9 protein-coding genes and 2 pseudogenes are annotated in these 11,277 nt (G+C 34.6%); 9 read left to right on the top strand and 2 right to left on the bottom strand.

Features of this window, described 5'->3' with window-relative positions; genetic code table 11:
* From GWI68_RS10445 to GWI68_RS10420, 6 genes and pseudogenes are all read left to right on the top strand, one after another.
* A pseudogene (locus GWI68_RS10445) lies at positions 1-277 on the top strand (hypothetical protein); the annotation flags it as partial.
* Positions 278-322: 45 nt separating this feature from the next.
* Complete coding sequence (locus tag GWI68_RS10440) at positions 323-1,261, top strand: hypothetical protein (RefSeq protein ID WP_166540232.1); 939 nt, start codon at positions 323-325, stop codon at positions 1,259-1,261.
* A gap of 79 nt (positions 1,262-1,340) precedes the next feature.
* A complete protein-coding gene (locus tag GWI68_RS20325; RefSeq protein ID WP_243733343.1) occupies positions 1,341-1,943 on the top strand; it encodes a hypothetical protein in 603 nt (200 codons plus the stop codon).
* Positions 1,940-2,878: a hypothetical protein gene (locus GWI68_RS10430; protein ID WP_166540231.1), complete on the top strand. Its 939-nt coding sequence runs from the start codon at positions 1,940-1,942 to the stop codon at positions 2,876-2,878. The genes GWI68_RS20325 and GWI68_RS10430 overlap by 4 nt, the downstream gene beginning before the upstream one ends.
* Before the next feature lie 213 nt (positions 2,879-3,091).
* A complete protein-coding gene (locus GWI68_RS10425) occupies positions 3,092-3,424 on the top strand; it encodes a hypothetical protein (protein WP_166540230.1) in 333 nt (110 codons plus the stop codon).
* A 394-nt stretch (positions 3,425-3,818) separates the two neighbouring features.
* A pseudogene (locus GWI68_RS10420) lies at positions 3,819-3,960 on the top strand (PAAR domain-containing protein); the annotation flags it as partial.
* Positions 3,961-3,972: 12 nt separating this feature from the next.
* Here GWI68_RS10420 and btuF read toward each other — a convergent pair.
* Together btuF and mtnN are read right to left on the bottom strand one after the other, a co-directional pair.
* The gene (gene btuF / locus GWI68_RS10415) at positions 3,973-4,800 is read right to left on the bottom strand and encodes a vitamin B12 ABC transporter substrate-binding protein BtuF (RefSeq protein ID WP_166540229.1); all 828 of its coding nucleotides are present in this window, start codon (positions 4,798-4,800) and stop codon (positions 3,973-3,975) included.
* A 104-nt stretch (positions 4,801-4,904) separates the two neighbouring features.
* A complete protein-coding gene (gene mtnN / locus GWI68_RS10410) occupies positions 4,905-5,600 on the bottom strand; it encodes a 5'-methylthioadenosine/S-adenosylhomocysteine nucleosidase (RefSeq protein WP_166540228.1) in 696 nt (231 codons plus the stop codon).
* Between the two features lie 127 nt (positions 5,601-5,727).
* Here mtnN and dgt point away from each other — a divergent pair, with 127 nt between their 5' ends.
* The 3 genes from dgt to relA all read left to right on the top strand — a co-directional run bounded on the left by dgt (position 5,728) and on the right by relA (position 11,260).
* The gene (gene dgt / locus GWI68_RS10405; RefSeq protein WP_166540227.1) at positions 5,728-7,236 is read left to right on the top strand and encodes a dGTPase; all 1,509 of its coding nucleotides are present in this window, start codon (positions 5,728-5,730) and stop codon (positions 7,234-7,236) included.
* Between the two features lie 389 nt (positions 7,237-7,625).
* Positions 7,626-8,951, top strand: coding sequence for a 23S rRNA (uracil(1939)-C(5))-methyltransferase RlmD (rlmD, locus tag GWI68_RS10400; RefSeq protein WP_166540226.1), 1,326 nt, complete (start codon positions 7,626-7,628; stop codon positions 8,949-8,951).
* Positions 8,952-9,022: 71 nt separating this feature from the next.
* Positions 9,023-11,260 carry a GTP diphosphokinase gene (gene relA / locus GWI68_RS10395; RefSeq protein WP_166540225.1) on the top strand — a complete coding sequence of 746 codons (2,238 nt, stop codon included), beginning with the start codon at positions 9,023-9,025 and terminating at the stop codon, positions 11,258-11,260.
* Positions 11,261-11,277: the final 17 nt, after the last annotated feature.

The raw sequence follows: 11,277 nt of genomic DNA, 5'->3' as shown, positions 1-11,277 counted from the left end.
TCTTGATAAAAAAACAGGAAAATTAATAGAAGGCTATTTTAAACCCAATATTTCATACTCAACAGGTCTTTTAGTGAGTAGAACGGCTGAAAATAAGCATTTTGTGACTTTTATTAATACGTTTATGAAAGAAGGTCGAGATGCAATTAGCCAGACTAATTATAGTCGAAGAAAACCGCTTGTTTGGTTTAATAAAAATCCACTCCCTGCTGATTTTGAGCAACAAATAAGTCGTATTTTAGCTGAGATCGATAAAAAGAAAGTAAAAAATGCGTAGCACATTTGACTAAAGAAAAATGATAAATATATAGAAGGATTTAAAATGAATAGAGCTAATAAAGCTATAAAATATGTTGAAAAAATAATCAATGAAACTATTCGTGATGTGATTGGTATTAACAACCTTATTAATGAAGACTTTTATGAAATTATTAGTGAATTAGATTCAAATAATAAAGATAGGTATATTGATTATATATCTATTATTAACTTTAATTCATCGGGTATTGCCCTTATTTACATCATTCAAACTTATAGAAGGAAAAATGAGATTTCTTATTCTCTAGAACGTTTTCTCTATCATAAAAATCTATGCTTTGTATCAGATTATTTTGATCAATTTGAAAGAGATAAGAATTTTTTTGATCTTGCAGAACAAGGTGAAATCTTATTAATGAATTTTGCTTGTAATTATTTTAAGCCCAGTGAAATTTGTTACGATAAAATAATAGAAAATATTCAATCAGGTAAAATGGCAAACTCGCTCCCTATGTATACACGCCCTCAAAAATTAGGCGTATTGGCGATTGAAATGTTAGCCAGTGAAAAAAAGGAAACTATTGATTGGGAAAGTGCGGGCATTCCGATTGATCCTTTTTATCAACGCTTTTGCCAAGAGGCTCTCTATTGTGAAAATGATGAGATTTTAATCTCATGGCTGATGGAATTATGCGATAAGCATATTCAGTGGTCAGCATTATTTCGAAATAATGAAAATGAACAAAGTGCAACAGGTTATGAAGTTGATATGGAAATACTCATTGCTTGGCCTTTTGAATATCAAGCCGTGAAAAATTTTCGTGCTCGTCATGGCTTGAGTACCCCTATAATCGATCATCCATTACTAAAAACACCGATGGCTATCGACCATCGTCCTGATATGGTGGGTTGGTTAGAGACTATGCCTGAAATTTATCATCAAATTATAGATGATTTAATTAAAATAAACCCAGAGCTAAAAGTCATTCATACATTATTTTAGTATTAATTTAAAATCACATCATGATCTTAATAAGATACTACAGTCCAATCTTTTTTATGATGGTGTCGCATCATTAAAGTTGGCTCACTTTGTTGGATATGTGGGTGAAAGCCACGTTATTAATGAAATTAAAAAGGGAACCTTATTTGATAAGTTATTTTTAAAAACAAGAAGTGGAAAGGCATCATTAATTAGTGATATAGAAAAAATTGAAGAAAAAATAAAAGGTAAAACTATATTTAAAAACAATCCTCTTTTTAATAACAATATTATTAATAATGAATTTATAGCATTACAGAATTCTAATGGTCATGGTATAGATTTAATTTGTAAAATGAAAAACCCTCCGCCTGAATGGATTACATTTGAAATAAAAACAGTAATGAAAGATTATTTTAAAGATAATTCCACACCTAGAGGCGGAAAAGCAACTAATATACAGCGAGATTATATAGAAAATATAAAAAAACACTCAAATAAATCAAAGCAATCATTTTTACATGCAGATAATGAATATGACTTAAATAAAGATAAATTTAATATCCTCAATGAAATTGATAGTGCTATTTTAAAAGGTGATGTGGTAGGATATAAATTAACTATAGGTATAGATAATAAGTTTGGTGTTTCAAGTAACAATAGATATTCCAAGTTTTATATATTAGAGGAGTTAGTTAAATGAGCCGTAATAAAGTCGTAATTAAGTATGTGGATGTAATGATGAAAACATTCAAAAGAGATGTTGGTAGCATTATTGATTTTATTAATGATGATCTAAATGAAAGTGTTTTAAAAGCTGAAGATAAAAATAATAAAGATAAGATAATTGATTATTTCTTAGTGTTAAATAGGTACGCATCAATTATTTCAATTGCTTATATGAGAAGAATTTATAAAAATGATAATAATTATCCATATACATTTGAAAGCTTTTTTTATGGTAAAAATATAGCTTTTATTATTGATTTATTAGGTAATGTTGAAAGTAAAAAATACATAAATCTTGCTTCGCAAGGTGAAATCTTATTAATGAATTTTGCCTGTAATTATTTTAAGCCCAGTGAAATTTGTTACGATAAAATAATAGAAAATATTCAGTCAGGTAAAATGGCAAACTCGCTCCCCATGTATACGCGACCTCAAAAATTAGGCGTATTGGCGATTGAAATGTTAGCCAGTGAAAAAAAGGAAACTATTGATTGGGAAAGTGCGGGCATTCCGATTGATCCTTTTTATCAACGCTTTTGCCAAGAGGCTCTCTATTGTGAAAATGATGAAATTCTAATCCCATGGTTAATAGAATTATGCGACAAGCATATTCAGTGGTCAGCATTATTTCGAAATAATGAAAATGAGCAAAGTGCAACAGGTTATGAAGTTGATATGGAAATACTCATTGCTTGGCCTTTTGAATATCAAGCCGTGAAAAATTTTCGTGCTCGTCATGGCTTAAGTACCCCCATAATCGATCATCCATTATTAAAAACACCGATGGCTATCGATCATCGACCTGATATGGTGGGTTGGTTAGAGACTATGCCTGAAATTTATCATCAAATTACAGATGATTTAATTAAAATAAACCCAGAGCTAAAAGTCATTCATACATTATTTTAGTCTTAATTAAAATTAAACGAAGGCTTTTGTTATAAAATGATACTGACAGCAAAAAGCAAACAGATAATTAAGGACAACATTCTTCAGGAATTCTATATGGAAGCAATAGAATTCCTTGAAGATGAGCATAAATTAGTATTGGATTATTGTAATATAAATAAACTATATTAATATTTTTATTTAAGTATGTTGTTAAAGGAAAACAAAAATATAATGGGTGTCAATGATGGAACAATATTATTAAAATTTATATCTAAACTGGATGAGCTTGAATGGAAGAAATATCAACACAGATATCCATATATATTAATAAGTAATAAACTCGAAATAATAGATCATTCATCTTATCCTCCGTTTACAAGTTTTAGATTTAAAAATAAAAATCCAAAAATTATAGAAATGTTAACTCAAGCTATAAGTAGTTATCAAGGCGATGTCGATTGGGTTTTAATTTCAAAAAAAAGAGAATATTGTAAAGGCATAAACTACTGTATTTTAACTAAGTATGTACAAGATAAAAAAGAGAAAATGAAAAAAAATAAATAAAACAACTTACTCTGTGGATCAATATATAGCTGAGAATATGCCTCAATTTGGTCCAATCGCTTATAATGATTTAGTTAATTTAACTAAACATATCGAGTATTTTTTTAGAAAGAATAATTTATACTTTAAAGTGAAAGGTTAAATTAATTAAAGGTGATAAAATAAAAAATATTATATTAAAGATTCTTTATTGCTGAAGAAGAAATATAGCATTTTTTAATGGAAATGTTTTCTTTATTTTAATTGATAAAAATAAAGTGATCCAATTTAATGATGATGGATATATTGTTCATTATGAAATACCATTAAAATTAATAGAGAAAGGAATGAGTAAATATTTAAAAAGTAAGTTTATTAAATAAATAAAGATTATTTGAATATTTTTGATGGCGAAGTTTATTGCCCTGCTTGTCAGCAAAAAGGCAAAATTATTGAGGGGGATTCCATGATGAAAATAAACACTACCCCCGTCGCATTAGAAGGGCATAAAGGGCATAAAGTGCATAAAGGGTTGTGTATTAGTGGCTATTGAGTAATTAATTATTTTGCTAATGGTTCGTTGCTATTGCTTCACAAATTTGCTGTGCTGCATTAATAATACGCGGTGCAGGTCGGCTAAAACTGTCTTCATCAATAGCAATAATCGGTACAGTAAGCTGAGGTTGCCAAAATGCTCGTACTGTAGGTATTTGATCTGCTTTACCACTGAATATAATTAAATCAGGTTGCTTTGTAAGTACTTGCTCACGACTTACTTGAGGCCATGCCACAGGGCTATTAGCGAAGATATTTTCACCGCCACAAAGTTCGGTAATATGGCTTTGTAATGTACTGTTTGATGTAGTAAATAACGGCTGCATCCCAAATTGAATAAACACTTTTTTGTTGGGTTGATTCGATATAGTTGATGCATATTGTTGCTGTAATATTTGATATTGCTGGCGTAATTGTTGTGCATTTCTTATCGCAATATCAGGATGATGGCTATAGCTGGAAAGAGTAACGAGATCGTCTGCGATTTCCTCAATACTTTGTGGATCAGAATAAATGATAGGAATACCCAAAGCTTTTAACTGATCTAATGGGCGTTGTGGATTACCGCCTTGCCATGCAATCACTAAATCAGGTTTTAATAATAGAATGCGTTCGATATTAATACCCTGCCAATTAGCGACTTGTTCAATATTTTTAGCAGCCTCTGGATAATCAGAGTAAGCACTAACTCCGACAATATTATCACCCATACCTGCGGCGTAAGCCATTTCAGTGGCTGATGGCGATAACGTAATAACACGATCAGCAAGCGTGGTAGCAATAGCAAAGTTTAGCCAAAATAATGAACAGAGTAATAATCCAAGATTGATAAATAAACGCATTACTTTTCCGATAATAAAAAATACCCACCTATTTTTTATCTTAGAATAAACAAAAAATAAAGGTGGGGTTTTGATAAAACGATATTAGGATTATCTCGACTTAATTAGTCTTTTAATTTATCCAACATCGCTGTCACCATTAAGCTTGATTGTTCTGCAGCAACAGATAAAAACTCATCAAAGCTTAAATGCGATTCTTTATCAGCTACATCAGAAATAGCACGAACCACAACGAATGGTGTGCTGAATTGATGGCAAACATGACCAATCGCAGTGGATTCCATTTCTACGGCAGCAACATCTGGGAATGTACGACGAATGCGCGCTAAAGGCTCTGCACCATTAATAAATGCATCACCACTACAAATTAAACCACGAACAGCATTTAATTTTAGCGATTCAATACACTCTTCTGCAATGCTAATAAGTTTAGGATCTGCAATAAAAGCAGGAGGGCATTGTGCCATTTGACCTGGTTCATAACCAAACGCAGTCACATCTGCATCGTGATAGCGAACTTCTGTTGAAACAACGATATCACCGACATTTAATCTTGAGTCTAAACCACCCGCAGAGCCAGTATTGATAACGACATCAGGGCGAAAATGCTCAAGCAATAAGGTTGTACCAATCGCAGCCGCAACTTTACCAATACCTGATTTTAATAATGCAACATCAACACCATTGATTGTGCCTGTATAAATTTCACAACCGCCACGAGATAAGATTTGGCAATCTTCAATTTTCTCACGTAGAAGTGTGACTTCTTGCTCCATTGCACCTATTACGCCAACTCTCATTGTGTCATACTCACTTGTAGGTTAATAATAAATAGAAATTTAAATAGAGTTTAGCATCTATCGGAAAAACACGATATAACACAAAGAATAGAGAATTCGTTTCATCGAAACCAGAAAGAGGACAGAAATGATCGATTTTAAGCTGAAGTTAAATTATCAACGCAAATATAACAGCAGTGATATCGATATTAACGATGAAATACAGGTTTCTCGTCAATTTGAAAGTGATCGTGGCCGTATTATTAACTCAGCCGCTATTCGGCGTTTACAACAGAAAACACAAGTCTTTCCTTTAGAGCAAAATTCCGCAGTACGTAGCCGTCTTACTCATTCTCTTGAAGTTCAGCAAATTGGTCGTTATATCGCTAAACAAATTATCGGTGAATTAAAAAAACAAAATAAGCTTGAAGTGTATGGTTTAATTGATCGCATCGATAGCCTTGAAAGTTTAATTGAGATGGCGTGCTTAATGCACGATATTGGTAATCCACCTTTTGGTCATTTTGGTGAGGCTGCGATTAAGCATTGGTTTCAAAAAGTATTATCACCAGAGGCGACAGCCGAATTTGATAGTTGTCCGTTTATCCCTATGCAGTATTCAGCTAAAGTGCAATTAAATGAATTGCGACAAACTTTACGCCAAGATTTATGTCAATTTGAGGGTAATGCTCAAGCTATTCGAATGGCGCATCATCTTCTTAAATTGAATTTAACTTATGCTCAAATTGGCTGTGTATTAAAATATACCCGTCCCGCTTATTGGCAAGGTGAAGTCCCTAAAGAATATAGCTATTTAATGAAGAAACCGGGGTATTACTGGTCCGAATTAGCATTCGTAAAAGAAGTACAAGAAAAATTAGATATGGGGGAATTTTGTCGCTTTCCTCTCACATATATTATGGAAGCTGCCGACGATATCTCGTATTGCATTGCGGATTTAGATGATGCGGTAGAAAAGGGGATTTTTGATATCAACCGTCTTGTTCAACTTTTACGAGATGCATGGCGTGAAAATGGTGATGTGACTGAAGGTGATTTATTCGATATTACTGTGAATCGTGCTTATAAAAAAGTCGATCAAAATGAAGCCAAACGCAGTATGCAAGATCAATTCTTTATGTATTTACGAGTTTATATTACAGGGAAATTAGTCCCTTATACGGCATATCGATTTATAAAAAATCTTCCTCAAGTTTATGAAGGAAGTTTTAACCATGCTTTATTGGAAGGGAATAGTGCTGAGCATCGTTTATTAACAACCTTAAAAAGTGTTGCTAAAAAATGGGTGTTTAGCCATCCTGAAGTTGAAGAGCTTGAAATGAAAGGATATCGCGTGATCAGTGGATTACTCGATATCTATAAGCCCTTGCTTTTATTATCAACTGAAGATTTTTTAAGATTGCATAAATATAACGAACATCCTAAATATGTCATTGAGACGCGTTTATATCATAAGCTTTCTGTTAAACATAAACTGGCTTATAACGAAATGTTAGAAAAGCTAAATGATATAAATACTGAAAGAGGAAAAATTTTAGAGTTTTATTATCGTACCAGATTAATTCAAGATTATATCAGTGGAATGACTGATCATTATGCTTATGAAGAATATAGAAAATTAATGGTTTGTGATTAATTTGTAATCATTAAGAAAAATGCTATCTAATTGATTGGTGATAATTTTTAGATTTTTCTTAGAGATAATAAAGATTTATTAAAATAACAGAAAATTAATGTTATTAATTGTAAATATATTCAATATAAAAGTTATATATAATATTTGTTAGTTATAGAACAATATAAAATCCATAAAACGAGTGTCTTAGGTTGTTATCATTAAAAGTTTTCTCAATTTAACAAAAATATTGCTTATATCAGTTAAGTAAATAACTTGTTCGATGTTATACTCTTCCCATGTTTTCTTCTGAAATGCATAGTCATTCATGTAACGCTGAAAAACATACAGCGTATTCTAAAACGATGTCATTTCACTGTTAATCCGTCATTGATACTTAATTTAATACTATGGTGCAGTTTTATTCCCCTAAAAAACGTCCTGCGAAAAAACAGGCGACAACTCTGGAAGTGACCGCCAGTGCATTGGATGCAAATGGTCAAGGTATTGCTCATGCTGAGGGCAAAACGATTTTTGTAAAAGGATTACTCCCACAAGAAACTGCTCGTATTCGTTTAACAGAAGAAAAGCGCCAGTTTGCTAAAGGCGAAGTTATTAAGCGTTTAACTACCAGTGAACAGCGTATAACGCCTCATTGTGAATATTATGAGCGTTGTGGTGGGTGCCAGCAGCAACATGTACCTATTGCGCTACAACGTACAACAAAAGCAGGTGTGTTATCGCATCTTATTAAACGTGAAACGGGTGTGGTGATTTCAGCAGAGCCTGTTATTGCGGGCGCTGAATATGGTTATCGTCGTAGGGCAAGATTGGGTTTGCGTCATCAGCCTGAAAAGGGCTTGGTAATGGGCTTTCGCCAAGAACGCTCTAATGATTTGGTTATGATAAAAAAATGCCCAGTATTAAAACCTCAGTTAAATGATTTATTGTCTCCTCTTTGGGCATGTCTTAAACAATTAGCATCAGTACGTGATTTAGGACATGTTGAAATGGTGCTGGCTGATAATGGGCCGTTGGTGATTTTACGTCATTTATCACCATTGCCAGAGAGTGATAAACAGAGTTTGCGTGATTTCTCTCAAACTCATCAAGTTACGATGTATCTTGCAGGTGATAATAGCGAGATAGCACGATTAACTTCAATTGAGAAGGAACCCTTCTATCAAATAGAAGGTCTAAATTTACGTTTTGCACCTACTGATTTTATTCAAGTAAACGATGAAATAAATCCTAAGATGGTTGCTCAAGCTATTGAATGGCTTGATTTATCACCAGAAGATCGCGTGTTAGATCTGTTTTGTGGTATGGGAAACTTCACTTTACCTATCGCAAAACGTGTCAGTGAAGTGGTGGGTATTGAAGGTGTACCTGCGCTGGTTGAAATGGCGAAAAAGAATGCAGAACTAAACCAATTAGGTAATGCTCATTTTTGGCATGCAGATTTATCGGCCGATTTTTCTGCGATGTCGTGGTCGAAAGAAGGATTTAACAAAGTGTTGTTAGATCCTGCAAGAGCAGGGGCTTTGGAGGTAATGTCACATATTGTGAAGTTATCCGCAGAAAAAATCGTGTATGTCTCCTGTAATCCGACCACGTTAGCCAGAGATAGTAAGATATTATTAGATTCTGGATATCAGTTAACCGGTTTAAAAATGTTGGATATGTTTCCACAAACAGGTCATCTGGAATCAATGGCACTGTTTAGTCGAAAGTAAATTTATTTGAAAATGAACAGTTAGCCAGTAAATAAGTCGCAAATAAGATTTATACCGTGTAGGGAGAGAATATGGTTGCAGTAAGAAGTGCTCACTTAACACCTGCAGGAGAGTTTGCTGTTGATAAATGGGTCAACAGCTTGAACTTAACCCATGTCAATGCAGGTAGTGAAATCATGCAAACCTGGGAATACTGCCATCGTACTGTTCAAGGGCGTGAAGATGCCGAACTGTTATTATGGCGTGGTGTTGAAATGGTTGAGCTTCTTTCGACACTAAGCATGGATAAAGACAGCATGAGGGCAGCGCTTCTTTTCCCGCTTGTTGAAGAAAATCTTATTGATCAGGAAATCGTAACTGAACACTTTGGTGATGCTATTTGGAGCTTAGTGCGTGGTGTTATGGAGATGGACGCCATACGCCAATTAAAAGCGACACATACCAATGAAACAAGCTCAGTTCAGGTGGATAACGTGCGTCGTATGTTGTTATCCATGGTGGAAGATTTCCGTTGTGTGGTCATCAAACTTTCAGAGCGTATTGCCCATTTACGAGAAGTGAAAGATGCCACTGAAGATGAGCGCGTACTGGCTGCTAAAGAGTGTTTTAATATTTATGCACCATTAGCCAACCGATTGGGTACTGGTCAATTAAAATGGGAATTAGAAGATTTTTGTTTCCGCTATCTTCATCCTGATGAATATAAAAAAATAGCAAGCTTGCTTCATGAGCGTCGTATCGATCGCGAACAGTATATTGATAATTTTGTCAGTACAGTACGCGGTTATATGAAAGAAGAGAATGTCGATGTAGATATCTATGGACGTCCCAAACACATCTATAGTATTTGGCGCAAAATGAAGAAAAAGAATCTCGCATTCGATGAGTTATTTGATGTGAGAGCGGTACGTATCGTCGTGGAACGGCTTCAAGATTGCTATGCGGCATTAGGGATTGTGCATACTCATTTCCGTCATTTACCTGATGAATTCGATGATTATGTCGCAAATCCAAAACCTAATGGCTATCAATCTATTCATACTGTTGTGTTAGGGCCTGAAGGCAAAACAGTTGAAATCCAAATACGTACCCGTCAAATGCATGAGGATGCAGAATTAGGTGTGGCTGCGCACTGGAAATATAAAGAAGGTGCAACAGGTGCTGCAACGAAAGGCGGTACAGGTAGTTATGAAAACCGTATTGCATGGTTACGTAAACTGATTGCGTGGCAAGAAGAGATGGCGGATTCTGGCGAAATGTTGGATGAAGTTCGTAGCCAGGTTTTTGATGATCGAGTATATGTCTTTACACCAAAAGGTGATGTAGTTGATTTACCTGCGGGATCAACACCTCTTGATTTTGCTTATCATATTCATAGTGATGTGGGACACCGCTGTATTGGGGCGAAAATTGGCGGGCGTATTGTACCGTTTAGCTATCAATTACAGATGGGTGATCAAATTGAAGTTATCACGCAAAAACACCCTAATCCAAGTCGTGATTGGTTAAATCCTAACTTAGGCTATGTCACTACAAGTCGTGGGCGTGCGAAAATTCATAACTGGTTCCGTAAGCAAGATCGCGATAAAAATATTCTTGCAGGTCGCCAAATTTTAGATAACGAATTGGCACATATGGATATCAACATGAAAGAAGCAGAGAAACTGCTGATTGCACGTTATAACGTTCATAGTGTTGATGAAGTATTAGCAGGTATTGGTGTTGGTGATATTCGAATCAACCAGTTGGTGAATTTTATTCAAAGTAGATTGAATAAAGCTACTGCGGAAGACGAAGATAAAGAAGCGCTGCGAACACTCGAGAACAAAACGCCAGCACCAAGAGCCACAGGATCTGGTGGAAGTATTGTTGTCGAAGGCGTGGGTAACTTAATGCACCATATAGCACGCTGTTGCCAACCTATTCCAGGTGACAATATTGTTGGTTTTATTACTAAAGGCCGAGGTATTTCGATTCACCGAGCAGACTGTGAACAACTTGCTGAACTGCTTTCTCATGCACCAGAACGTATCGTTGATGCGGTATGGGGAGAAAATTACTCTAGTGGTTATTCATTAGTCGTTCGTGTTGTTGCTAATGATCGTAGTGGATTATTGCGTGATATCACCACTATTTTAGCAAATGAAAAAGTTAATGTGCTAGGTGTCAGTAGCCGTAGTGATGTGAAGCAACAAATTGCGACAATTGACATGAATATTGAGATTTATAATCTCCAAGTATTAGGTCGTATTTTGGCAAAACTTAATCAGTTGCCTGATGTGATAGAAGCGAAACGCTTTTCTCACTAAAATATGAAAATGATAAG

Source organism: Proteus sp. G2669 (assembly GCF_009915245.1).
GTDB lineage: Bacteria > Pseudomonadota > Gammaproteobacteria > Enterobacterales > Enterobacteriaceae > Proteus.
The sequence above is the reverse complement of the archived record's forward strand: the minus strand, read 5'-3'. Positions and strand labels throughout refer to the sequence as shown.

Excerpts from the sequence above, each read along its gene's own strand:
- rlmD (WP_166540226.1), top strand. The coding sequence starts at position 7,626 with ATGGTGCAGTTTTATTCCCCTAAAAAACGTCCTGCGAAAAAACAGGCG.
- dgt (WP_166540227.1), top strand. The coding sequence starts at position 5,728 with ATGATCGATTTTAAGCTGAAGTTAAATTATCAACGCAAATATAACAGC.
- mtnN (WP_166540228.1), bottom strand. The coding sequence starts at position 5,600 with ATGAGAGTTGGCGTAATAGGTGCAATGGAGCAAGAAGTCACACTTCTA.
- relA (WP_166540225.1), top strand. The coding sequence starts at position 9,023 with ATGGTTGCAGTAAGAAGTGCTCACTTAACACCTGCAGGAGAGTTTGCT.
- GWI68_RS10430 (WP_166540231.1), top strand. The coding sequence starts at position 1,940 with ATGAGCCGTAATAAAGTCGTAATTAAGTATGTGGATGTAATGATGAAA.
- GWI68_RS10440 (WP_166540232.1), top strand. The coding sequence starts at position 323 with ATGAATAGAGCTAATAAAGCTATAAAATATGTTGAAAAAATAATCAAT.
- btuF (WP_166540229.1), bottom strand. The coding sequence starts at position 4,800 with ATGCGTTTATTTATCAATCTTGGATTATTACTCTGTTCATTATTTTGG.
- GWI68_RS10425 (WP_166540230.1), top strand. The coding sequence starts at position 3,092 with ATGGGTGTCAATGATGGAACAATATTATTAAAATTTATATCTAAACTG.